Source organism: Pseudomonas mucoides (assembly GCF_015461845.1).
Taxonomy (GTDB): domain Bacteria; phylum Pseudomonadota; class Gammaproteobacteria; order Pseudomonadales; family Pseudomonadaceae; genus Aquipseudomonas; species Aquipseudomonas mucoides.
Genome location: NZ_JACOPW010000002.1, coordinates 525,440 through 549,549 on the forward strand (window position 1 = coordinate 525,440; position 24,110 = coordinate 549,549).

The window sequence follows — 24,110 nt, forward strand, 5'->3', positions numbered from 1 at the left end:
ACTCGCCATGTCCGATACCGCGCTGCCAGATGTTCTGCCACCCGACCTGCACTATGTCGATGACACGCAGCCCGGAATCAGCCGAAAGCTGCTGCGTGGAAAGTTTGTTTACTTCGATCCGGCGGGCCAGCGCATTACCGATACGGACGAAATCAAACGCCTCAACGCGCTCGCCGTACCGCCGGCCTATATGGATGTGTGGATTTGCGCCGACCCGCGCGGCCATCTGCAAGCCACCGGCCGCGACGCTCGTGGTCGCAAGCAATACCGCTACCACGCACGCTGGTGCGAAGTGCGCGATGCCGACAAATACTCGCGCCTGCGCGACTTCGGCCTGGCACTGCCGAAACTGCGCAAACAGCTTGAAACGCTACTGGCCGCGCCAGGCTTCAGCCGAGACAAGGTCATGGCCACCGTCATCACCTTGCTCGATGCAACGCTGATCCGGGTCGGCAACACCCAGTACGCCCGGGACAATCGTTCCTACGGCCTGACGACGTTGCGCAGCCGTCACGTTGAAGTCAACGGCAGCGCTATCCGCTTTCAGTTCCGCGGCAAGAGTGGCGTCGAGCACCAGATCACCGTGAGAGACCGACGCCTGGCCCGGATCATCAAGCGTTGCCAGGAAATCCCCGGACAAAACCTGTTTCAGTATCTGGATGAGAACGGCGAGCGACACACCGTCAGTTCCGCCGACGTCAACGCGTACCTGCAAACCCTCACCGGCGCGGATTTCACGGCCAAGGATTACCGCACGTGGGCAGGCAGTGTCCTGGCATTGTCGGTGTTGCGCGAATTGCAGTGGGAGCCGGAGTCCGACGCCAAACGCCAGGTGGTAGAGATGGTCAAGGGCGTCGCCAGGCAGTTAGGCAACACGCCCGCGGTGTGCCGCAAATGCTACATCCACCCAGCGGTGCTCGACGCTTTTATGCTCGGCGCTCTGGCAGAGTTGCCTCGGCCAAGGATGCGTAAAGGGCTCAGGCCAGAGGAAGTCGGGCTGGCCATGTTCCTTGAGCGCATGATCGCCAGCGCTGAAGCGACGAACTGACCTGTCTATTTTTTGCACGACCAGAAAGAACTTCTATAGTTGATCTGAACCAGAATCAGCTGCGGTGACGCCATGGAAGACATTTTCGTTGTGAAGCGTTGCAACAAGATCATCATTCATGGTCGCCGAGCCGGTGAATCCGGTCACCCGCCACCCGACGCCGCCGTCTGGTACCGCATCGCCGACACTCGCACTCATGGTTTCATCGGTGACGGCTTTGACGCTGAAGCCGATGCCAGACGGGAATGCCAACGGCTGAATGCCACATCGCAAGTGATGGCCCGGCAAGGATGATGAACAGGTACCTGTCTATTCCGGGTCTATACTGAAAAACAGCTGAAGGATCGGCGACCCCAACGGCTGAAAGCTCGCACCTGGCGGGCTTTTTGCTGCCATTTGCCAGGTTTCTTCAACGGAGGTGTTTTCCATGTCCGAAAAAGAGTCCATCACCACCCTCCTCACCCTGCTTGACTCCCGGCAGGCTCGGCTTGCCGCCGCGTGCAAGGAAATTGCCGATTGGGTCGATCATCAAGGGGGGCACCCAACAGCCCTCAGAATTCGTGATCGGCTAAACGACATCGAAAAAGACACTCCCCTGATTCGAAACACGCTGTCGTCGCTAAAACCTGTCGATCCGCCCCTGCCACGGTTCAGATGAGTCGGGCACGCGACGCGAGAACAGAGCCTGTTTCAGGACGCATGAACGGCGACCTTATCGTCACCGCGATTGTGCCTGTCTGAGTGTCTGCCGCTACACCCGCAAACCCGGCCTGGCGCTGGGCTTTTTTTTGCGACATTTCTTTCACGCCGCATTTACAACACGCGCCCTACAGTGAGTCACTCCTTTGAAGAATCACCTTGGTCTGCCCGCATGCAGACCTTTTTTTTGCCTGTCAGGCAGCCATCGAACGCTGGCGTTTGCGCGGGGTCAAACAATCACACGTCACGAAGGAGACGTTCCATGGTCACCCACTACAAAGTCAGCGGGCATCTGGCCTGCGGTCACAACGGCAGCAACCTCACGTCCACCCAGGAACTGAACCGCGTGAAATGCAGAAGCTGCCGAAACACCGACGCGTACAAGGAAGCGCGCAAGGCCCAACGCAATGCAACACGCCGTGCCGCACGCAAGGCCAAAGCCACTCACACCGCCAATGACTGGCGCGCAGCCTGGACTGAACGGCTAACCGCCATGGCCGGGTTGCAAAGACTGCCTCGTGGTTTCAGCGGCCAGCCTTTTGTATAACAGGCTCATTCGACAGCAGGGTCGACTTCGTTCGACCCACTGCTGATCAACGCGCTAGAGGGCGCCATCACTTCCGCGAGCGACATACGCTTGAATGCTTCGAACAGTCGCCGCCCCTCTTCAGGCGCGCAGGTGATGGCCAAACGCATGGTCGCCTCGCCCAGTTGCCAGATCAAAAAAGCCGTATCGCAAACTTGCTGGGTATCACTGCCTGGAAACACACGAAGCATCGCATCCGCCAGCAACCTGCCCGCCACTCGACTCTCTTCCAGTTCCAGCGCCAGCAGTTGCTTGTCGGCTTGCATCCCCGACCAGATATCACGCATTACAGGCTCCGCCTGAGCGATGTTGTAATACTGCTCAAGCAAGTCCGAATAGGCCTCACGCAGCCCTTGCGCATCCTGGACCGCTACCAATGCCGTTTCTATGCAACGGCGACTCTCTGCGTTAAAGCGTTCGGCCAGCGTGCGGATCACCGAGCTCTTGTCCGGAAAATACTGATAAAGCGAACCAATCGAAATCTCCGAGCGTTCGGCAATTTCACTCATCTTTAATGAGTCGCTGCCCTTGGTTGCGATCAGTTTTGTTGCCACCGCCAGAATGCGCTCCTGCCGCTCGCGACTGCGTTGTTGCGTGGGGTTGCGTCGGCTCGGCTCTGAAACCGTCTGTTCGCGCTCGGTGGTGGTTTTCTTCGGCACTGGTGGGAATCCCGGTCGATAACGTGACATGCACTCACCTTAGCACCGCCTATCAACCCACCCAAGGGGGGGATGGCCGTACGTCGGTTCCGCTCTTTCGTTTATTGACGGCAGAACGTGAGCGTTTATCATCTTTTAACGTGAGTGTTACTCACATTAACCCGATGGAGATGAACGCGATGAAGACCTCTCAAGACCGCATCCTCATTCTCGGTGCGACCGGTAAAACAGGGAGCAGGATTACTCAACGGCTACAACATGCGGGATTGCCCGTGCGGCTGGGCTCTCGTGGCGCCAATCCACCTTTCGACTGGGAAGATCGCGGCACTTGGGAGGCCACGCTTGATGGCATCGACGCCGTATACATTTCCTATCAACCAGACCTCGCCGTTCCGGGTGCCGTCGAAACGATTCAGGCGTTTACCGACCTGGCGGTCAAAAGCGGCGTCCGCAAACTGGTGCTGCTGTCCGGACGCGGAGAGGCCGAAGCGGAACAAGCCGAACGCGTCATACAAAACAGCGGCGTCGACTGGACGATCCTTCGCTGCAGCTGGTTCTTCCAGAACTTCAGTGAGGCACATTTTCTGGAGCCGATTGTTCAAGGAGAAGTAGCCCTTCCCGTTGGCAACATCGCCGAGCCCTTTGTCGACGTGGAAGACATCGCCGAGATTGCCGTCCTGGCGCTGACGCAACCCGGCCACTCAGATCAGCTTTATGAACTCACAGGGCCACGGGCGCTGACGTTTGCCGAGGCGGTCGATGAGATTGCTCGAGGGACCGGCCGCGATATCAGCTTCGTCGCCGTACCGCCGGATGCCTATAGAGAGGCGCTGGAACAGGCGCACCTTCCAGCCGAGTTGACCAACCTGGTGCTGTACCTCTTCACAACGGTGCTCGACGGGCGCAACACGCCCCTTGCCGATGGCGTCCAGCGTGCACTGGGCCGTCCCGCGCGGGACTTTAGCGATTATGTGCGGCGCACTGCGGATACGGGGGTTTGGGCGAGTGAAGGCTGAACAAATAAATACGGCAAACATCCCGAATGAGATCAATACTCATCCTGTCATGTTGTGGACACTATGATGGGACGCCGATTCGGCTTGGCTCAGTAACGTTCGAGGTGACGCCATGTTTTTGAAAGTGATTTTCATCTACTGGCCGCTGCTGGCGATCATCATCGCCGCAGCGCTGAGCCGACTTGTCCATAACGCCAAGGTTGCTGATCGGGCGCTAGAAGCGCAGCAGTTTTCAAACGTGATTGCGGAGCAATTCTGAAATCAAGAGCCGGAAACAAACAAGGGCTTGCATCAGCTTTCGCCCGCAAACCCTTGATTTTAGATGGTGCCCGAAGCCGGAACCTAATTTATTCTTAAAATCGCCGCATTCATTGGAGTCAACCGACAACCTTAGAATCAAATGTACTTACTAATGTACTATTTTGTGAACGCTGGGGGGTTGAGGTCGTTACGCCAGAGTGAGTACGCAAGGGCAGCAATCGGCCAGAAGCTGCCTTTCGCCAGTGGCAGCTATGTATCGCGACCTGAAATTGTTGTCACTGAAAAATGGTCGCGACAGCTAGATGAGTTCACTAAGACGGGGATTGAAGCAGGTAGCAGCATTAGATGATGCGCCTATTCCCTTGGCCTGAATTGCCTGAGCTGATACTCGAGGGAGTCATAAAGTTGAAGAATTTCGTCGCCTGTGACATCCAGTCCGCACTCGAAACACTTCAATCTGAGTAAGTCTTTAAACGAGGCGAATCGATGCAGGGCAGGCTGAAGATCAGCGCCGCAATTTGGACACGTCACCGTACAGGTGTCTACTTCTAGCATCACAGCCACCGCTCTCTGGCTCGTTTCAGATATTAAACAATATCGGGAACCTCTAACTTTGAGAAAAATCAACAAGCTGTCGCATCCGGTCACGGAGGGCGGCGCCTGATTGGCCCCTATTTTTGCTCGTGAAGGTAACACCGTCACCACCCAGCCGAGATCAATCCTGACTGCGGCTCCTGGCCACTTTCTGACCCTCGCGGCGGGCAGAAAACGGCCAGGAACAGTCATTGGTAATCAATCTGTTTATTGGACGTTTGGAGTAGTTACTTCGTCGCCTGCAGAAGTATCGATGTCATTGCTGCCTGTAGCTCCCACGCCATTTTTATTGTCACCTAAGCCTACCTAATCCGGCCGTTCAGCAGGCCAAGTCATCCGTCCGTCGCCTCCTTTTACGGAAAGTTGATGTGGTGGCCATATGCCGCTAAAAAGATAAAATCACGATCAAAAAAATAGGTGATGAAATGGGATCGAGATTTGTTGTTGTTCCAGCGATACCTACTGAGACGCGATCGGTACGAAAAGGTACCCGCTTCTACTCCAGCATGGCGCCTTGTGGATTCAACCTCTACGACAACAAGGAAAAGTGTCGCCTCCCCCAGTCATTTCCAACGAGAGCAGAAGCGGAAGCTGCGTGTGAGGGGAAAAACTCAGAACAGCTATTCAGTTCAGTGTATTGATCGCGGTCACCGTGAAACCTTTACAGGTAAGCCTCTCTGAAGGGCCGCAGCAGCGAAACGACCCTTTCGTAACTTTGGGAGACGTGTTAATTCAAGTTTACATTTCCGCTACAGGAAGATTGCCGTCTGACATCTCGGGTTCTTTCTGTAGCGTCACCTTTCAAGAGGGGGAACAAGAACCCTCGCTTGAGCAAAAACTCTGGAACTTCAGCGCGATAAATCAATCGATCTAAGATGAGAGCAAGCATCTGAGATGGCGACTTATGACGACGAGCGAGGATCTGATTGACTGGAGTGGCCGCTGGCATATCGCTAACGGCATCGTGTCTTGTCGAACCTGCCAAGCACAGCAGAAAGAGATTGATCGTGGTTCCGCGTTTGTACACTCCTCAAGCTGTGGTTATGCAGGACAACGTTGCACCCCTTGGGATGACTTGGACTCCATACGTAAAAAAGCCGATGGCACCACTTAGGCTCACGTCAGTAAGCCACGCTTTCTGAGTGACGCGTAATGACTACCGTGGGTCGAGGGGGACCAACTGACATCCTCAAGTGCTATAAGCTCCTTCAGTCTGCTGTTGATCCATAACTACCAGCGGCTCGCCCATCCAAAATAGGCATCGGATCAATTTTTGGTACACAAAGAAAAGCAGCCCACGCCTCATACGCCAGCCTCTGGCGATTGGTCGCGTCAATCCAAGGAGCCCCCTCTATTTGCCGCGCCGATACGAGCATCATCAGACTGGTGGTGGCTGAATCTAATTCAAGTAACAGCTTGTGGGATTGAAAGCGATAATCGTCTGTGTTGCTCATAGTAGCGGGCTCCTATCAAGGCTTAACTCGGAATTACAAGTCGCTGTCCCTATCGATCAAGTGTCTCACCAATTTCATAGTGGCGTTAACTCGCAAGACAACCGGTTTCGTCGTATGTACACGATCATATAAATAACGCCCCCAATCTCACATTCAGGCGTCACTGCCCAAAAAACTGAGAGGCCATTTGGCGTCGATCTGCCCTGGGCGCCAGACTGCAATCGGCCAAAAGCAGTTGTTCGGCCCTGCAGGTAAATCCAGCGTTTTCTGCCAGTCGCCATCATCAGCTCAATCCTGGCCAATCGACTAGTCACCTAATCACGGCCACCAATCAACCTAATAGTCCATCCATCTTACCCGTCCCTATAGCCAGTCCTGAAAAGCAGGCGTTTGGTAGCGCTCCAGGTCTGAACGTCCCTCCTGCATCCGCGATCTACACTGAGAGGACCACTGACAGGAACCGTTAGCATTCGTCAGCGTGAAATAGCAGGCCTTCGCCCTACAGCTCCAACGTACCCCGCCCCAAGACTGGGCACACACCACCCATCCGCGCCACGGGGACCCGCGCCAAATCGAAGGTTATGCCGCGTTACTTGCAACACCGACCGGTACCGGAAAAGTTTTGCCCCTAACCGCAAAACCTTTTCCGCCGAGCCTGAACCGAACAATGGTTTACATAAACAGGAAAGGGAACCACGTTATGCTGACGATTGATCCGAAGGCGTTGGCCGCGTTAGCTATCCAGCTGGCCAAAGTCGACGCCGCTCAGCAAGCTGTGTTGGATGCTATGGACGCACTAGAGACTGCCGCGAGCACGGCTAACGAATCGACACGGATGGCCTGCGTCCAGGCATTGAGGGCGGGCAATACCGAGTACGACGGTGCGCTGATTGATTTGGTTGAGCAGGTGCGAGTGACGCTCTACGGGGAAGACGAAGAGTAGGCCGCAGCGGTACGAGCTGAAGCCCCCCGCGCAGCTGGCGTAGCCCCTGCTAATCTGAATGACTCGATCCCCAGGAGGGTACGACCATGCAGATGCAAGAAGCGAAGCAGGTGAAAGAGGTGTACATCCCGCAACCGGCCAAAAGCTGACATTGGGAACCGGCCACAAGGCCGAGGAGCTAGACGGAGGGGGCTACCTTAGCTTTTTACCAAATGGTAAATAGTTCCCGCACAAAGTTACTGCTATGAAAATGCCTCCCAGAACCAGTGCGTAGAGTACGTAACTTCCTTCTAAGCCAAGCCCCCAAGAGAACACCAAACCCAACGCACAGAATATGCAGAGTATTTGGGTGCCGTAGGCGATATCAGCAGTTGAAATAGCCCGCATATCTTCCCTCGCAAAGTGATGGCGTTGCTTTCTCCAGGGGTGCGTAAATAGTCCACTGTAGTCCAATAGAAACGAAATCCGCTCTCAACAGCCCACGAGTCCACGTTATCTACTTCGGCATCAGAACCGTATCGATGACGGTATGACTCCACTGGCGTGTATGGCATCTCCTTAATTCTTCCACCCTTCGAATGAGGGTGATGGATTTACGTAGACGACGGAGACCTGGATGCATCCCAGCGAAAAATAAAGTGAACGCTGCTTTCGGCCAAATGCAGCCCTCGATCTGTAGAGGATATCCCTAAACAATACAATCAGTTTCACCTCTCATGCTGGGAGGACATCCCTCTTGACGAAGAAAGTAGGCATACACTGTGGAAAGTCCCCTGAGCTGCTCTAAGCTCTACGACAGGGCGCCTCGACTAACTTGCAGACCTAGTCTGACGTTGGTGCCCTGTTGTCAGCAAAACTCAGCCCCCAAGACTGTACTGAGCCCCCAGCTGATAATAGGGTGCGCCCTCCTTTTTACCCGGGACACTACCCCCCTGACGCGACGAGTTTCCCCTGACGTCGGGGAATCTCTGATAGTCCGCTATGGGTCGCTTTCTGACCTTTGCGACTGAGCGAAATAGGGCCAAAATCGGGTAACAGCCCTCCGAATCTGATCAGTCATCAAGACCGAGGAACATCAGAACACTTAAATTTCAGAGTGAGGGATAGAAAGAGCCAGCACATCGCATTAATGCGTCCGGAATGGTCTAGATTTTCATATGAGCATCTTCACCGACTCTGGCGTAGCCATTGCTTTAGGAGACGCTCTTATCACGGGGAGGCTGCTATGCATTACACAGGTTTGGTTGAGTCGGACAGTCGAATCAGTGATAAGGATTTTGCCGCCCTTCTGGAGAGCGGTCTGATGGCGAATGATCCGAGCGTATTGGTTGCTGCACTGGGCACAATTGCGCGAGACAAAGGAATGAGCCGGCTTTCTCGCGAGACCGGAATTAGTAGAGCCACGCTGTACCGGGCATTTTCTAAGGATGGTGATCCGAACCTTTCTATCGTTCTGAAAGTGGCCACGGCCTTAGGCATCAAAGTCAAGATCGTTGTTGCAACTGTTCCCGGAAATGGAGGCAGTTCACGGATATAAACACCACGGCAAAAAGCAGCTAAACGTGTGAGTCCGTCCGATGAACGTCGCCTATGGGTCGAATGCAGCCATTTAACTACCTTATCGAAGCCCACATTGCGATAGGCCTTCGAGCGCCTTTTCATATCCACGGGGGATTTTAAGTCCCAAGGGAAAATCAATCAGGCTGCACCTTTCAATAGTTTTTCCGGGTCGCAATTACGCCTTTTTGGCTGCAATCCAACTCAATGTTTCCGCACCCCTTTCAGAGATTGCGGACCGGAAAAACCGTCCCATTTCAGCGTTAATGTATGCTCTCACTCCGAACCGATCTACATCATGGTATGCCGATAACGCATACCATAGCGCTCGCTGTGTGGCCCTCGGCTCCTAACACCCCATGCTTGGGGCTGTTGGGAAACACGCGGCCTCCAGAGGAGGTTTTGCGCACATCCCTCCCTCGGCGTCCACCATTCAACAATTATTCCAAGCTACTGATTTCACCTGCTACGCTGCTTCCGTTCACGGAGGAAACGCGATGCCCAACAATGACCTGCTCCCTTCCCTGCTATTCAAGATCAACGAAAACCAACTCGCCCTGGAGGCTGCCATCATGGAGCTGACGCTTTGGGTAGAGCAGCGCGGTGCGACCGAGGTCGGTGGCAATGTGCGAGGCGCCTTGGAAACGATCGACAAGAACGAAGAGTTCATCAAAATGACGCTCGCGGTACTTATGACACCCGAGTGATCGCTCATAAAGCTACCTCGTTTCCTGCGCCATCATCCCAACTTGAGCAGCCGCCCTCGCCCAGCCGGTTAACACTTCCATCGAACAGATGGCCCTCAGCAACCGATCATGTAAGACGTTAGAAAGCTACCGGCTTCGGGTCGACTGCGGCCCTTCGCGACAGGCAACAATCGGCCAAAAGGAGACGTTCGATTTTTTTGAGAACCTCAAGTCCTTCGATGAAAGCAGCAGATCTCGCACTGGTTGCGCTGCCAATTCGACCAATCGCTCGCACACGGTCGATCTCAACTAATTCCGGCCTCGCAAGAAAGACAGCGCCGGAGCATGGTCATCATTCACCTGAGTCCTGACCGCTCGGCTCGTTGTCCCAACATGCTAAGAAACTGTCCCGCTGCGCTCATAGCCTCGTGCCTGGGATATCTACGATAGGACCACTACCTCCGCCCCGTCAGCGGGGGCCGGTTACCTATAACGGGCGCATATCTTGCGCACCGCCGTATAAGCACGGAGTGGAGACAACAATGACAAAAATCGCCGAAATCCAGGACACCCCTTCACCAACCTCTCCCTCGGCACCGGCCATCATCCGGTCGTCGGTGCGCCAGCATTCGATAAAGGTGGAGCTTTGCACTCCCGCCATCGGCGCCGAGCTCAGCAACGTCAGCCTTGTCGACGCCGCTGAGGACCCCGAACTGATCGCGCAAATCCGGGAGCTGTGGCTCAAGCACAAAGTGCTGTTCTTTCGCGATCAGAACATCACTCCAATGGAGCAACAGCATTTCGCCGCGCAATTCAGCGAACTGGAAGCACATCCCCTGGCGCCCAGCCATCCGGAGGCGGACAAGTTGCTGATGCTGTACCGCAACCTCGATCCGAGCAAGCCCAAGAGCTATGTCGAAAAGGCCAGCCGCGAGAACCTCTGGCATGCCGATGTCACTTACAAGAAGGCGCCGCCCCGCGGCGCGGTGTTGCGCTGCGAACTGGGTCCGGAAACCGGCGGAGACACTCTGTTTTCCAACATGGTGATGGCCTACGACAATCTGCCCGACACCATCAAGCAGCGGATCGAGGGTTTGTATGCCAAGCACGGTGCCGAGCAGACCTTTGGCGCCCAGTTGCCACGCGAAGAACGTCACGCGATGGCCCTGAAGACCCCCGGCGCTGAACACCCGGTTGTGCTGATCCATCCCGAGACGGGTGAAAAGGTGCTGTTCGTCAACTCCGCGTTCACCACCCATTTCTCGAATTTCTTCAACTTCGAGGACATCCGTTACGGCCAGGACTTCATGCCCGAGGCTCATCATCTGATGAACTACCTGATCTCCCAGGCCGCCATTCCTGAATATCAGGTACGCCTGAAATGGCGCACCAACACGGTTGCCATGTGGGACAACCTGCAAGTCCAGCACTACGCGGTGGCTGACTACGGCAATGCGCCAAGAAAGATGCTGCGCGCGACCCTGACGGGCACCCCGCTGAACTGACCCTGACTGCCTGACAGGCTGCCAGAACACCCGACCCTCCGTGATGGTCGGGCGATCCCGGCCGCCGAAAAATTCCCGCTCACAACAACAACAATCAACGGAGATACCTATGCTCTACGAACACGTCGACACCGCCGTCATCGATGGCGAATCCCTGCCCTGGATTCCGTTTACCCCGTATGCGGATAACGTCCTGCTCAAGTACTTCAAACTCGACCCGATCCGCGGCGAATGGATCGTCATGATGAAGGCGCCGATCGACATGCAACTGCCCAAGCACCATCACACGGGCACGGTGATGGTCTACACCTTCGAAGGCCAGTGGAAATACAAGGAACATGACTGGGTCGCCGGCCCGGGCAGCATTGTCTACGAGACGGCCGGGTCGACTCACACCCCGGAAGTCGTCAGCACCGGCAATGGCGACGGCTATGTGCTGACCCTGGTCCAGGTCAATGGCGACCTCGCGTTTGTCGATGACAACGACAATATCGTCGCGCTGGAAAACTGGAAGTCCGGCCTCAAGCGTTACCTCGCTTATTGCGAGCTGCACGACATCGCGCCGAAAGATCTCACAGCATTTAACTGATCCGGTTCCAGCAACGCTCCCGGCAGGCCCCGATTCACGGGGCAGCCGGGACGGTTACCTGATCGCCAATATCCAGGGGAGGAAAACAGGCTGTCCCGGTTCGCGGTCTTGACGTGGAATCTGACAGAGAGCCCTGGCCGCCTGTCCGCTCCCCGATCTCAGACTTATGAACGGAGCGATGCCCATGCATGGCTTGATGATGCACAAGCAGCTGTTGATTTCCTCTCTGATAGAACATGCCGCCCGCCATCATGGCGATACACCGATTGTGTCCCGCAGGGTCGAGGGCGATATCCATCGCTACACCTTCCGAGACTGCCACCGTCGCGCGCGCCAGATGGCCAGCGCCCTGACCGGCCTGGGCGTGCAGCCAGCCGACCGCATCGGTACGCTGGCCTGGAACGGCTATCGTCACCTGGAGTTGTACTATGGCATCGGCGGCATGGGTGCCATCGTGCATACCATCAACCCACGCCTGCATGAAGACCAGGTGGCCTACATCGCCAATCATGCCGAAGACCAGTACATCTTTTTCGACATGACCTTCCTGCCGTTGATCAAGCTCATCGCTGGCCGCTGCCACACGGTCAAGGCGTTCATCGCCATGACCGATCAGGCCCATATGCCGACAGACGCCGGTATCGACAACCTGCTGTGCTATGAAGATCTGCTTCAACAGGGTTCCTGCGACTACGCCTGGCCTGATCTCGACGAGGATGCCGCGTGTACGCTCTGCTACACCTCCGGCACCACGGGCAACCCAAAAGGTGTCTTGTACAGTCATCGCTCATCGCTGCTGCACACTTATGCGGCGGCGCTACCGGATGCCCTGAATTGTTCGGCGCGCGACGTCATCCTGCCGGTTGTGCCGATGTTCCATGTCAACGCCTGGGGGCTCCCGTATATCGCCTGCATGGTCGGCGCCAAGCTAGTATTTCCGGGACCTGCGCTGGACGGCCAATCGCTGTTTGAGCTGCTCGAAGCCGAGCAGGTGACGCTGTCCGCCGGCGTACCGACGGTCTGGCAAGGCCTTCTTGGGCATCTTGAGGTCACAGGTCAGCGGTTCTCCAGCATGAAGCGCACCATCATTGGCGGCGCAGCCTGCCCCACGGCCATGCTGCACACGTTTCAGGAGATCTTCGGCGTAGCAGTGCTGCACGTCTGGGGGATGACGGAATTGAGCCCGATCGGAACCATTGGCACCCTCAAGGCCAGGCACCTGGTCATGTCCCCGGCCGAGCGTAATGCCGTGCAGTCCAAACAAGGCCGCGCAGTATTTGGCGTCGACATGAAGATCGTCGGTACGGACGGCGTGGAACTGCCTTGGGACGGCGCGACCTCGGGTGACCTGATGGTGCGTGGACCCTGGGTGGTACGCGACTATTTCAGAAACGAAGGTGAGTGCTCGCCGCTGCTCGAGCACGCCGGCCAGACATGGTTCCCGACCGGCGATGTGGCGACCATCGATGGCGATGGCTTCATGCAGATCACCGATCGCAGCAAGGATGTGATCAAGTCGGGTGGCGAGTGGATAGGCTCCATTGACCTGGAGAACATTGCGCTGAGCCATCCGTCAGTCGCCCAGGCGGCCTGCATCGCGGCCAAACATGCGAAGTGGGATGAACGGCCCTTGCTGATCATCGTCAGGAAAGCGCAGGCAGCCCTGACGCGGGATGAACTGCTGGCCTTTTATGAAGGCAAGATTGCCAGGTGGTGGACGCCGGATGATGTGGTCTTCGTCGACACGATTCCACTGGGTGCTACGGGCAAGGTCTTGAAGAACTGTCTGCGCGAGCAGTTCGGCGATCATCTGCTGGTCAAGGTTGTCAGCTGAGTAGCCAGGTAAAAATCCAGCCCTGTCCATGTGCAAAGGCAGCGCGGACGTTACGGCAGATGCCGCTAGCGTTCGCCCTGCCTTTTGCATTCACGCTATGCAGTGGCTTAGCGTGCCGCTGGCTCACAGGACATCGACTGCTCGAGAAACTCCAGCAGCAATTCGTTGACCTGGGCAGGGCTTTCCTCTGCGGCGCTATGGCCTACACCGGGTAGCAGCACCTTTTTGCACAGTGCGGGCAGATAGGCGTCCATCTGGTCGTAGAGACCACGGATTTCGACCGGCTCCAGGGAAGGGTCGGCAGCACCACCGATGAACAGGCTCGGCTGGCTGACCTTCGCGCCGTCGAGAAACGCGGTGATTTCCCAGTTGCGGTCACGACACCGGTAATAGTTGAGGGCTCCGGTAAAGCCCGTGCGTGTGTACTCGGCGACGTAGTAGTCCAGCGACCGCGGGCTCAACCATGACGGAAACTCCCCCTTCGGCTCGGTGAAGGCATTGAGAATGGGTTCACCGGCCTCGACGAACAGACGCCAGCGTTCGGCGCCGACGGCGCTGCCGGAGATCGAATAGAAGACGCTGCTCAAGGTCTTGCGCGGATCATGGGCCAACTCGCGATCCGGCTTGTCGAGCTGCTGGAAATACAGGTGGTGGTAGACCCTTCCTTTCGCCATGGCCTGCAGACCCGCGGTCGGCTTGACCTTGCTGCGCGGTGGCACCGGCGTATTGAGCATCACCAGGCCACGGAACAGGTCCGGTCGCAACAGGGCCGACGCTTGAGCCACCCAGGCCCCCAGGTCATGCCCAATGATGACCGCGGACGTTTCGCCCAGGGCCCCCATCAAGCCCACCATATCGCCGACGGCCTGGCTCATGTCATAGGCTTCGATGGCATCGGGTCGGTCCGACTGCCCGAACCCGCGTTGATCGGGCACGACAACCCGAAAGCCGGCCTCGGCCAAAGCCACGATCTGGCGCCGCCACATGTACCAGAGGTAGGGGAAACCATGCAGCAGGATGACGAGCGGGCCCTGGCCCTCGTCGATGTAATGCATGCGGATGCCGTTGACTTCGGCAAAGCAGTGGTTGAATGCATCAGGATCGTCGGCATCCGCAGGCGCCATTGCAGCGAGCGGCTGACCGATACGCATCGAAGTGCGCGTCTCCATTTTCTACCTCCATCTTATCAATTGTGGGCCTGAAGGTAGCGCCATGGGGGTGCCCTGCACTGAGCTTCCCGGGACACAATCTTGTGAAATTGGGACATCACCACACCTAACGCGCGGCGCCTTACGCCATCGTTCCCGGCTCTTGCTGTGTCCCAATATGCTAAGAAATTATCCCGCCATGCCCATGGCACCGGACCCATGCTCCCTAAAATGGATCCGCGCTACCTGCTCCGCATCACGCCAGACCAGGGTTGAAGATCGCTGGCGCCAGCAGTTCCGCCACAAGCGCCCTCTTCACGCGCAAAACACCTTCGATGAAAAAAGCAACGCCGCCATCGGCCGAGGGAGATCCTGCACATGCCCAAGCTTGTTCGCGCCGCCGTCTTGACCAAATACCTGGAAGTCACCCAGGACCTCGGATTCAACCCGTGCGACATCATGACCGTCGTCGGGCTGAGCAAGGCTCAACTGCGAGTCCCGGAAAACCGTATACCCATCGATTCTGCCATGCGCCTGCTGGAAGATTCTGCCGTCGCCAGTGGTTGCCAGACCCTCGGCCTGCGCATGGCCGAGTCGCGCCAGCTTTCAGACTTCGGCGCGGTCAGCCTGCTGCTCAGCCAGCAACGCACCCTGCGTGAGGCCTTTCAGGTAATGGAGCACTATCGTCATCTGATGAATGACTCCCTGGGGATCTTCGTTGAAGAAGCCGGCCGGATGGTGATCATTCGTGCCGAGATGGTCACCGAATCGCTGCTGCCCAGTCGCCAGGCCTCGGAACTGGTCATCGGCGTGCTGTTCGGCCTGTGCTCGACACTGCTCGGCGTGCAGTGGCGCCCGTACAGCATCAACTTCATGCACCAGCCGCCAGAGAACCTGCATCTGCATCGGCGCCTGTTCGGCTGCAACCTGGAGTTTGGCAGCGATTTCAACGGCATCGTCTGCTCCGATGCCAGTCTGGAGATGGTCAACGCCAATGCCGACCCGGCCATGGCAAGTTATGCCAGACACTACATCGACTCGCTGCAAAGCGATGTAAAACCGTCGTTGTTGTTCGAAGTGCGCAAGGCCATCTACCTGTTGTTGCCCATGGGGCGCGCCACGATCGAACAGATCGCGCTGTCGCAGGGCATGAACGTGCGCACCTTTCAACGCCGTCTGCAGGACGACGGCTGTGCCTTCAACGACCTGATCAACGAGGTGCGCCGTGACCTGGCGCTGCGTTATCTGGAAAACCCGAACCACTCGATGAGCAGCATCGCCGACATGTTCGGCTTCTCCATGGCCAGCTCCTTCACGCGCTGGTTCATCAACCAGTTCGGCATGCCGCCAGCGGCGTGGCGTCGCGCGCAGAAACAAGCGGTCGCTCCCTGACAGGGAGCGCTGTTCCCGCCTTTCAACGCACACAAAAAAACGGCGACTGCTGGTACAGTCGCCGCGAAAACCGGTGCTTGTCACACCGGTGGTGAGCCTCACTGTAATGAGGAGCCAGCCCAGTGAAGCCCTGCCATAAACCTGTGTGAAGCCTGTTTTCAGGAACCCCAGTGCAGTAACAGAAGCACCAGCACCACGAGAAACACAGTTTCCCCGACCATCAGCAGGATCGGCTTGATCCCGACCGCCGCCAGTTCCTTGAGCCGAGTTTTCATGCCCAGGGCACTGATGGAAATCACCAGGCACCAGCGCGAGAACTCATTGAACCCGCCTTGCACCGCCGGCGCGATCCAGCCGGTGCTGTTGATGCAGGCCAGCATCAGAAATCCCACGGCGAACCATGGCAGCAGCGGTGGGCGTTTGCCTGTCGGGTCGGCACCTTGCATGCGGGTAACCATGGCCGCAGCGACGATGACCGGCAGCAGCATGGCGACGCGTATCAGCTTGACCACAGTGGCGGTATCGCCGGTCTCGGTCGACATGCCGTAACCGGCGCCCACGACCTGAGCGACATCGTGGATAGTCGCGCCGAGGAACACCCCGGCAATTTGCGGCGACAGTGATAACCCGTGAGCAATCATTGGATAGACGATCATTGCCAGGGTCGACAACGCCGACACGCCGATCACCGTGAACAGGGTCGCACGCTCTTTCTGCGGATGGTTAGGCAACGCTGCGGCCAGGGCCAAGGCTGCCGAAGCACCGCAGATGGCGGTGGCGCCACCGGTGAGCATGCCGAACAATCGGGAAAAGCCGAGCAGCCTGGCAGCGATCACCGAGACGCCGATGGTCACCACCACCAGGATCACCACCAGCGCCATCGGCTTCCAGCCCAACGCCGCCATTTGTTCCAGGGTGATACGCATGCCCAGTAGCGACACGCCGATGCGCAGCACCATACGCGCGGTGAACTCGACACCGGCCTTGCACGAGCCTTCGTCCGCCAGAAAGTTCAGCGCCATGCCCAGCAACAAGGCGAACAGCATGACCGGAGCACCATAGTGCTCAGACAAAAACGAAGCGGCAGCCGCCACGATCAGGCTGACGGTAAAACCCGGTGCCAATTCGCGCACGCGGGTATGGGCTTGGGTGAGAGCAATGGCGCTCATGGCATGGATTCCTCACCAATCAGCATCTGCTCCAGCTTGCGCTTGCCGATCAGGTCCCAGGGGCGATCGAAAAACACATCAACACTTGAAAATCGACTCACAACTTCACCTCTAACGCGCCGCCACTGACAGGTGCTGCGACGCTGTCACCCGTTAAACGGGCAATATCTTTGTGGTAGTGACACTTGGCGTAAAAGAACACCGCCGCGGCCGCGAGGCTGACCAGTGGCACCAGTTGAAACGCGGCATGCAGGCCGATCAGGTCGGAAACCCGGCCGGTAATGAATGGCCCCGGGGCCAGGCCCAGCAGATTATTGGCCAGGGTCAGCGTGGCAAATGCGGTGCCGTGCACCGAGTAATGGGTCAGGTTGGCGACCATCGCCCCGCTAGGGCCGGTGGTCCCGGTGGCAATCAGCATGCCCAGGCAGATCAACAGCAATTGCACGGGCCCCGCCTGCAGCGCGAACGCCGCCGACAAGAGCAGGCAACTGCCCAGGCAGAAGGCAATGGCCAGGCTGACTTTGCGCTCCGGTAAGTTGCGACACAGCCGGTCGCTAAGCATGCCGCACAGAATCATCCCCACACCGCTGCACAGCACAATGAGGGCAGCCAGCCCGCCTGCCTTGTCCGTCGGCATGTCGTAGTAGCGGTTCAGGTAGCTGGGAATCCACACCATCACCGTGCCGCCGACAAACAACTGCAAACCACTGCCGACATAGGTCGCTACTACCGAACGGCTGGACCACAGGGTGCGCAACGGGCGCAGGTCCTGCGTCCCCTGGTTCAGGGCCTGCGCCGCACGTTGCGGCGCAATGCGTGCTTCCTTGACGATGATCGGGTACAGCACCGCCAGGCACAGGCCGAACAACGCCATGCCGGCAAATGACCAGCGCCAGCCCAGCTTGGCGGCGATCGCGCCGCCCAGGGCCATGCCCAGCACAGCGCCGAACAAGCCGCCGGCCATGAACGCGCTGGCCAGGGTGGCTCGCATGTGTTTTGGGAATACCGAAATCACCACCGCTATGCCCACGCTGCCGTAGGCGGCTTCGCCGACGCCGACCATGAACCGGGCGATGAACATCTGCGGGTAGTCCTGCGCCAAGGCGCAGCCCAAAGTGGCCACGCTCCACAGCATCGCCATCAGCGCCAGGCTCTTGACCCGGCCGAAGCGGTCGGCCATCAGCGACAGCGGGAACGTCAGCAGGCCGACCATCAGGGCGACAATGCCACTGAGCAGGCCGAGCTGGCCGTCACTCAGTGCCCACTCGCTCTTGAGCAGCGGGAACACCGCATTGAGCACCTGGCGCGACATGTAATCGGAAATCAACATGCCGAAGGTCAGTGCAAAGACAATCCAGGCATATCTACGCGCAACGTTGACGCAACCAGCGTCATCATCGTCGGCGATTGGGTGAAAGGCCATGTAGCCTCCTCATGGGTTTTATTGTTGTTATCCAGCGGATGGCCAATACGGCGCTGCCTCCACTATTTTCAGTGACCTGAAGGTAGCTCTGGCGGGGCGTCCTGCACTAAGCTTCGCAGGACACACTCTTGTGAAATTGGGACAGCCCAGCATGTACACCCTGACCCGCAGTGCCAGCCTGACCCACTATGAGCAAGTGGCCCGCTCCGTAGGGCTGGACCCGTTTCGCATGCTGCGTCTAGCCAAGCTGCCAGCCAGTACCCTGGCCGATCCGAACATCATGATCAGCAGCGATTCGGTCGGCTGGCTGCTGGAAGAGTCGGCGCGCCTGTCTGGCCATGAGGCGTTCGGGCTGTTGCTGGCGCAATCGAGGCAACTGTCCAACTTCGGCATGCTCGCGCTGCTCATTCGCGAAGAGCCGACACTGCGCGCAGCCTTGCTGTCCTGCGCGCGTTACGCCCGGTTGCATAACGCCGGCGTGGAGCTGCGGCTTGAAGATGTCGGGGACCTGGTCCTGTTGCATATGGGTGTGAACATGCAGGGTCATCATGGCGTCTGGCGCCAGGCGATCGAACAGGCGACGGGGATTATCGTGCGCACCTTGAACAATCTCAGCGGCCAGACTTTCCGGCCAGTCAGGGTCAGCTTTACCCACGAGCGACCCACCAGCCTGGAAGTCCATCACCGCGTGCTGGGCACGGCGATCGAGTTTTCCCAGGAGTTCAATGCCATCGTTTGCCGCGCCCGCGATCTCGACGCGGCCATTCCCGCGGCAGACCCGACGCTGCATCGCGAAGTGAAGCGATCCCTGGACCTGCTGTTGGCCAACCTGCGCGACGAGCCGGCGCAGCAGGTGCGCCAGGTAGTCAAGATGTTGTTGCCGGGCGGGCTGTGTTCCGTCGATGGCGTTGCCCAGCATCTCGGCGTGCATCGACGCACGCTGAACCGGCACCTCGCGGAGGAAGGGCAAAGCGTCACCACCATCATCAATGCCGTGCGTGCCGATCTCGCCGAAGAGTACCTGGCCAACAGCAAGCGCCGGTTATATGAGGTCGCCGAGCTGCTTGGTTTTTCCTCTGCCGGTGACTTTTCCCGCTGGTTCCGTGGCCAGTTTGGCCAGACGCCATCGAGTTGGGTCACAGCCTACCGAGAGAGCCAGGTGACACCCGGGTCACTCACCTGAGTAAGTGGAACGGGCGGTCCCAAGGGAGCGCGCCCGCGAGCGGACGACTTTGTCCCAATACGCCAATAAAATGTCCTGAAATGCACAGGATTGCCCGTGCCTGCCAACTAGGATAGGCGCGCGGCATCGCTGTCGGCTCCTGCCGCAGCCTCCCGCGGATTCACCTGTCCCATACCGCCGCAGCCAAAAAACTGGATCAACAATAACAAGCGCCGCCGTCACTCAAGGCATGGCTTTCACCTGTCACGCCCACGGCCCGGCCATAGACCAAGTAAATGGAGACGCAATGCGAGTCGAACAACTGACCTGCGCCATCGGCGCGGAACTGCTCGATGTGAACCTGGGCGACGCAGTGCGCGATGACGACATGTTCAACGAAATTTACGCCGCACTGCTCAAACACAAGGTGCTGTTCCTGCGTGACCAGGATCTGGACAAACTTTCCCGTCGCGATCACGAGGCTTTTTCCCTGCGCATGGGGCAGCTCGAAACCCACCCGATGCTGCCCAGCCATCCCGAGGCGCCCGGCCTCGTGCAAATCTACAAGACCCCCGAGAACCCGGCGGACCGCTATGAAAATGCCTGGCACTGCGATGCCACCTGGCGTGAGTCGCCGCCGATGGGCGCGGTGCTGCGTTGCATCGAATGCCCTCCGGTCGGCGGCGACACCATGTGGGCCAACATGGTGCTGGCCTATGACAAGCTGCCGGCGGACGTGAAACAGGAAATTGGCAACCTGATCGCCAGCCATAGCTTCAACGCCTCCTTCGCCGCCGCCATGCCCAGGGAAAAGCGCCTGGCGATGAAGGCGCAGTACCCGGATTCTGAGCATCCGGTCGTGCGCACCCACCCGGAAACCGGCGAGAAGGTGCTGTTCGTCAATGCCTACGCCACACACTTCGTCAATTACCACCGGGATGGCCGTGTCCGTTTCGGCCAGGATTACAACCAGGCCGGCGTCGACCTGCTCAAGTACCTGATCAGCCAGGCCTACAATCCTGAGTATCAGGTGCGCTGGCGTTGGAAGAAAAACAGCGTGGCGATTTGGGATAACCGCTGCACCCAACACTATGCCGTGATGGACTATCCGCCTTGCCATCGCAAGATGGAGCGCGCGGCTATTATCGGTGACACACCCTACTGATCAGTCAACCGGTTCAAACCCCAGAGACGCTGCTGGGCGTCTCCTTTGGGTCGTTTTCTGCCTCTCTTGATGGGCAGAAACGACCTAGGCTGTCACGTCAAAATAGTCCTCCCAACGCTGCTGGCTCCCAGTTCATGATCACCAGTTCGCCACTGACCTCAGCCTTGCCTTGCCGCTGATTCGTCGTGGTGTAGCGGATGTCCAGCGTTTCGAAGTGAAAGCCTTCAAAGACCCGGCGAATGTCCGGATGATCGTTGATGCTGACCATCACCCTGCCCTTGCAGCGGCGCATGAAGTCGGCCATTCGCTCGTAGTTCTCAAACGGAAAATCCACCCCATACCCAGCGGTCTGCCAGTACGGCGGGTCCATATAATGGAAGGTGTGGGCACGGTCATAGCGTTCGGCACATTCCAGCCACGGCAGGTTCTCGACGTAGGTACCGGACAGGCGTTGCCAGGCAGCCGAGAGGTTTTCCTCAATCCGTAGCAGGTTGATCGCTGGGCCGGTGGTGGCGGTACCGAACGTCTGCCCGGACACCTTGCCGGCGAAGGCATGGTGCTGCAGATAAAAGAATCGTGCAGCGCGTTGGATGTCGGTGAGGGTTTCAACGCGGGTCATTTTCTGCCATTCAAACACCTGACGCGAACTGAGCGCCCACTTGAATTGACGCACGAACTCCTCAAGATGGTTCTGCACCACGCGGTATAGGGTCACCAGGTCGCCGTTGATGTCGTTTAGCACCTCCACCGGCGCCGCCTGGGGTCGCATAAAGTAAAGCGCAGCACCTCCGGCAAAGACCTCGACGTAGCATTCGTGAGGGGGAAACAGCGGAATGAGGCGATCGGCAAGACGGCGTTTGCCGCCCATCCAAGGGATGATAGGGGTAGACATTGGTAGCAAGACCTTTACTGTATAAATAAACAGGTGCTAGGCTCGCTCCGCTTTGTGCACAGAGCGGGAGCCTTGGCGGGACTTGCAGGGACAATCTGCGGGGACGGTGGCCAGGCTGAATGTTGACGCATTCAGCCTGGCCGCTCCTTTACTTTGAAATTAAAACCTCGTTGACCTGGGACAACTCACGCGCCCGGGCCATCAAACTGGCACTTCTAGTACGACTTTCTGCGGCTTCCCTGACGCCTTGGCCTTGCCCTCCTTACCGCCGTTGCATTCCACCGACACCGTCCACCCGGATGGGGTGAAGGTGTGATCGACCGACTCCGCCAAATACTCACCATCGAGCCCACGCTTGAATCCCTGCGCCTCGATCATGCATTCGGCAAACAGGTCCGTCCGACCCGACAGGTCGATGCGCACCGAGGCCGTCGAACGATTGAACGCCGCCAGGCGTGCCTTCGCCGCCTCATCGGCCGCCGTGCGGTCCGGGTAGAGATGGCGGTCGGTATGCACCGGCGGCAGGCCCTCGGGCACGTTGGGGTTGTCCAGGTGCGACACCATCAATTCACCGCTGGCCGGGTCTTGGTACTGGGTGCTGACGCCCTGATGGGCACTGCGATCGCTCAAGCGAAACTGCCAGCGGGTCACGTCATTGCGTTGCAAGGTGATCACACCCATAGCCTTACCACTCGCACTCTGCCCACCTTGTCGCGGCAGAACCAACAGCTTGCCGTCGGCCACCTTGGCGGTGCAGTCGTGTTTCTTGGCCAGGCGGGTGATGAAGTTGAAATCGGATTCATTGAGCTGATCCATGCGCGGCACACGAGTTTCGACCGGGCACGACGGCTGCCAGCCATTTCGCGCTGCCACATCGCCGACGATCTGCGCCAGACTGACGTCCTCCCAACTGCCGCTGCGGGTGGTCTTGCCGCTGCCGCGCATATCGCTGGCCTTGCCGCTGATCACCAGCGTGTCCGGCGGGCCGGAAACCGCGACTTCATCCACGGTGTAGCGGCCCATGCGCGTCAGGTCAGCGCCGGCATACCCCAGGTAGACCTCGATACTCGCACCACGCGCGGGCAGCGACACCGCGCCGTCGCGGTCATCAATGCGCAGCTCAAACGAATCTGAAGCCATGCCGGGGCGATCGGACAGTTGCAGCGAGACCAGTCGATCATTGATCAAGCTGGTGATGTCGGCGCCGTCGGCGACGATACGGAAAAGTGGTTGCATGTCGGCACCCCAGACAAGAAAAAGCCCACACGCGGCGGGCTGGGTAACGGGATCAATCCCAGAGTGAAATCACACTGTCGGGCTCGATCACCAACTCCGGCAGCGTGATCAACACACCCGCCCGGAACGGCTGCGGCTCATCGGCCAGGCCCTGATTGGCCGCCAGCACCGCTTCGACGCTGCGGTTCAGGTGGCCGTAATAGTGGTGACACAGGGTGTCGAGTAGATCCCCGTCAGCTGTTCTGCAAGTCATCGCCATAACGGACAAACTCCAGTGAAAAGCCTTGCTTGCGCGGGATCGCCCCAGGCAGCAAAGCGCTCTGTTCTTCGTCGATGTTGGTCAGGCACCAGTTGCCCAGCACCTCGCCGTAACCGGTGGTCAAGTTCAGCGGCAGCAACTTCGCGCCGATGCTGCGCAGCGTATCCAGTTGCTTCAGCCCGCCTTTGTAGCTTGGGTAGATCGCACCCTTGATCGTGATTTTCTCCTCGCCCTGACCCACGGCCTGCTGCGCCGGGCGCCGGGTCAGGCGTTCCTGCGCGGCCCAGCGAAACGACGTCTGCCGGCGCAGCTCGTCAAAGGCCGCCGTGTCCAGGTTGAAGTAATACGGCCGCTCGTTGGCCTTGAGCGGATAGATGATCAGCAGGTGCGGGAACGGCTTCACCGCGTCGGGAATCGGCGACATGTCACCGGCAAACCATTCCGTGGGGAAGATATTGCCCAGCGCGGCATTGGCCTTACCGGCGACCTTGTTGAACGCCGCGCCAAAGCGGCCAATCTGCTCAGTGAGCGCGGAAAAGTGCTGCTCGAACTGCGCCAGGGATCGTTGAGTCTGGTTATAGAAACTCGCGACCTTGCCGATCTTGGCCTGCGCCGAGTTGATTGCACTCTGCAGGCGTCGGGTCTTGTCACTGAGGTCTTCGCTGATAAAGGGTAAACCTTCCAGCGCATCCGCCGCCCCGCCGATTTCGTTGAGCGCGCCATTCATGGGTCCAGTCATCGACTCTAGGTCAGTGCGCCCGGCCTCGCCGGCATCGACCATGTACTTCAGGCCACCCTGCAGGTGCTCCAAGTAGTTTTTTTCATCCGCCATC

At 58.3% G+C, this 24,110-nt stretch carries 24 protein-coding genes; 15 read left to right on the plus strand and 9 right to left on the minus strand.

Going from position 1 to position 24,110, the window contains the following annotated elements; translation table 11 throughout:
* Nucleotides 1–7 precede the first annotated feature (7 nt).
* From H8F22_RS10955 to H8F22_RS10970, 4 genes are all read left to right on the plus strand, one after another.
* A complete protein-coding gene (locus H8F22_RS10955) occupies nucleotides 8–1,048 on the plus strand; it encodes a DNA topoisomerase IB (protein ID WP_194940111.1) in 1,041 nt (346 codons plus the stop codon).
* Between the two features lie 72 nt (nucleotides 1,049–1,120).
* Nucleotides 1,121–1,342: a hypothetical protein gene (locus H8F22_RS10960; protein ID WP_027922978.1), complete on the plus strand. Its 222-nt coding sequence runs from the start codon at nucleotides 1,121–1,123 to the stop codon at nucleotides 1,340–1,342.
* 133 nt (nucleotides 1,343–1,475) lie between these two features.
* Nucleotides 1,476–1,706 carry a hypothetical protein gene (locus H8F22_RS10965; protein WP_007946177.1) on the plus strand — a complete coding sequence of 77 codons (231 nt, stop codon included), beginning with the start codon at nucleotides 1,476–1,478 and terminating at the stop codon, nucleotides 1,704–1,706.
* A gap of 303 nt (nucleotides 1,707–2,009) precedes the next feature.
* Nucleotides 2,010–2,294: a hypothetical protein gene (locus H8F22_RS10970; RefSeq protein WP_027922977.1), complete on the plus strand. Its 285-nt coding sequence runs from the start codon at nucleotides 2,010–2,012 to the stop codon at nucleotides 2,292–2,294.
* Between the two features lie 5 nt (nucleotides 2,295–2,299).
* Here H8F22_RS10970 and H8F22_RS10975 read toward each other — a convergent pair whose 3' ends face one another.
* Nucleotides 2,300–3,022: a TetR/AcrR family transcriptional regulator gene (locus tag H8F22_RS10975; RefSeq protein ID WP_194940112.1), complete on the minus strand. Its 723-nt coding sequence runs from the start codon at nucleotides 3,020–3,022 to the stop codon at nucleotides 2,300–2,302.
* A 149-nt stretch (nucleotides 3,023–3,171) separates the two neighbouring features.
* On the opposite strand from H8F22_RS10975, the gene H8F22_RS10980 reads away from it, so the two are divergent.
* The gene (locus tag H8F22_RS10980; RefSeq protein WP_059182878.1) at nucleotides 3,172–4,008 is read left to right on the plus strand and encodes an NAD(P)H-binding protein; all 837 of its coding nucleotides are present in this window, start codon (nucleotides 3,172–3,174) and stop codon (nucleotides 4,006–4,008) included.
* Between the two features lie 112 nt (nucleotides 4,009–4,120).
* On the plus strand, nucleotides 4,121–4,267 hold the full coding sequence (locus H8F22_RS10985) for a hypothetical protein (RefSeq protein ID WP_172825944.1): 147 nt from the start codon (nucleotides 4,121–4,123) through the stop codon (nucleotides 4,265–4,267).
* Nucleotides 4,268–6,071: 1,804 nt separating this feature from the next.
* On the opposite strand, the gene H8F22_RS10990 is transcribed toward H8F22_RS10985, so the two are convergent.
* Complete coding sequence (locus tag H8F22_RS10990; protein WP_194940113.1) at nucleotides 6,072–6,317, minus strand: hypothetical protein; 246 nt, start codon at nucleotides 6,315–6,317, stop codon at nucleotides 6,072–6,074.
* Nucleotides 6,318–7,017: 700 nt separating this feature from the next.
* Between H8F22_RS10990 and H8F22_RS10995 the strand changes: the two genes are divergently transcribed.
* The 6 genes from H8F22_RS10995 to H8F22_RS11020 all read left to right on the plus strand — a co-directional run bounded on the left by H8F22_RS10995 (nucleotide 7,018) and on the right by H8F22_RS11020 (nucleotide 13,431).
* A complete protein-coding gene (locus H8F22_RS10995) occupies nucleotides 7,018–7,260 on the plus strand; it encodes a hypothetical protein (RefSeq protein ID WP_194940114.1) in 243 nt (80 codons plus the stop codon).
* Nucleotides 7,261–8,485: 1,225 nt separating this feature from the next.
* A complete protein-coding gene (locus H8F22_RS11000; protein ID WP_194940115.1) occupies nucleotides 8,486–8,797 on the plus strand; it encodes an addiction module antidote protein in 312 nt (103 codons plus the stop codon).
* A gap of 517 nt (nucleotides 8,798–9,314) precedes the next feature.
* Nucleotides 9,315–9,524 (plus strand): hypothetical protein, encoded by a 210-nt coding sequence (locus H8F22_RS11005; RefSeq protein WP_027923854.1) that lies wholly within the window; start codon nucleotides 9,315–9,317, stop codon nucleotides 9,522–9,524.
* A 611-nt stretch (nucleotides 9,525–10,135) separates the two neighbouring features.
* A complete protein-coding gene (locus H8F22_RS11010) occupies nucleotides 10,136–11,008 on the plus strand; it encodes a TauD/TfdA dioxygenase family protein (protein WP_218186582.1) in 873 nt (290 codons plus the stop codon).
* 109 nt (nucleotides 11,009–11,117) lie between these two features.
* Nucleotides 11,118–11,597, plus strand: a complete 480-nt coding sequence (locus tag H8F22_RS11015) for a 2,4'-dihydroxyacetophenone dioxygenase family protein (RefSeq protein ID WP_027925336.1) — start codon at nucleotides 11,118–11,120, stop codon at nucleotides 11,595–11,597.
* 184 nt (nucleotides 11,598–11,781) lie between these two features.
* Nucleotides 11,782–13,431: a 3-(methylthio)propionyl-CoA ligase gene (locus H8F22_RS11020; RefSeq protein ID WP_194940116.1), complete on the plus strand. Its 1,650-nt coding sequence runs from the start codon at nucleotides 11,782–11,784 to the stop codon at nucleotides 13,429–13,431.
* A 107-nt stretch (nucleotides 13,432–13,538) separates the two neighbouring features.
* Here the strand turns inward: H8F22_RS11020 and H8F22_RS11025 are convergent, their stop codons facing one another.
* A complete protein-coding gene (locus H8F22_RS11025) occupies nucleotides 13,539–14,600 on the minus strand; it encodes an alpha/beta fold hydrolase (protein ID WP_081744000.1) in 1,062 nt (353 codons plus the stop codon).
* A gap of 357 nt (nucleotides 14,601–14,957) precedes the next feature.
* Here H8F22_RS11025 and H8F22_RS11030 point away from each other — a divergent pair, with 357 nt between their 5' ends.
* Nucleotides 14,958–15,971 (plus strand): AraC family transcriptional regulator, encoded by a 1,014-nt coding sequence (locus tag H8F22_RS11030; protein WP_194940117.1) that lies wholly within the window; start codon nucleotides 14,958–14,960, stop codon nucleotides 15,969–15,971.
* 158 nt (nucleotides 15,972–16,129) lie between these two features.
* On the opposite strand, the gene H8F22_RS11035 is transcribed toward H8F22_RS11030, so the two are convergent.
* Together H8F22_RS11035 and H8F22_RS11040 are read right to left on the minus strand one after the other, a co-directional pair.
* Nucleotides 16,130–17,140 (minus strand): YeiH family protein, encoded by a 1,011-nt coding sequence (locus tag H8F22_RS11035; protein ID WP_194940118.1) that lies wholly within the window; start codon nucleotides 17,138–17,140, stop codon nucleotides 16,130–16,132.
* A 97-nt stretch (nucleotides 17,141–17,237) separates the two neighbouring features.
* Complete coding sequence (locus tag H8F22_RS11040; protein WP_027925340.1) at nucleotides 17,238–18,563, minus strand: MFS transporter; 1,326 nt, start codon at nucleotides 18,561–18,563, stop codon at nucleotides 17,238–17,240.
* A gap of 151 nt (nucleotides 18,564–18,714) precedes the next feature.
* Here H8F22_RS11040 and H8F22_RS11045 point away from each other — a divergent pair, with 151 nt between their 5' ends.
* Nucleotides 18,715–19,746, plus strand: a complete 1,032-nt coding sequence (locus tag H8F22_RS11045) for an AraC family transcriptional regulator (protein WP_194940119.1) — start codon at nucleotides 18,715–18,717, stop codon at nucleotides 19,744–19,746.
* 286 nt (nucleotides 19,747–20,032) lie between these two features.
* A complete protein-coding gene (locus H8F22_RS11050; protein ID WP_027925342.1) occupies nucleotides 20,033–20,890 on the plus strand; it encodes a TauD/TfdA dioxygenase family protein in 858 nt (285 codons plus the stop codon).
* A 97-nt stretch (nucleotides 20,891–20,987) separates the two neighbouring features.
* On the opposite strand, the gene H8F22_RS11055 is transcribed toward H8F22_RS11050, so the two are convergent.
* From H8F22_RS11055 to H8F22_RS11070, 4 genes are all read right to left on the minus strand, one after another.
* Nucleotides 20,988–21,782 carry a DNA adenine methylase gene (locus H8F22_RS11055; RefSeq protein ID WP_194940120.1) on the minus strand — a complete coding sequence of 265 codons (795 nt, stop codon included), beginning with the start codon at nucleotides 21,780–21,782 and terminating at the stop codon, nucleotides 20,988–20,990.
* 201 nt (nucleotides 21,783–21,983) lie between these two features.
* A complete protein-coding gene (locus tag H8F22_RS11060; protein WP_194940121.1) occupies nucleotides 21,984–23,018 on the minus strand; it encodes a phage late control D family protein in 1,035 nt (344 codons plus the stop codon).
* A 52-nt stretch (nucleotides 23,019–23,070) separates the two neighbouring features.
* Entirely contained in the window at nucleotides 23,071–23,277 is a 207-nt protein-coding gene (locus H8F22_RS11065) for a tail protein X (protein ID WP_194940122.1), read from the minus strand.
* Nucleotides 23,252–24,109 (minus strand): phage tail protein, encoded by an 858-nt coding sequence (locus H8F22_RS11070; protein WP_194940123.1) that lies wholly within the window; start codon nucleotides 24,107–24,109, stop codon nucleotides 23,252–23,254. The genes H8F22_RS11065 and H8F22_RS11070 overlap by 26 nt, the downstream gene beginning before the upstream one ends.
* Nucleotide 24,110 lies beyond the last annotated feature (1 nt).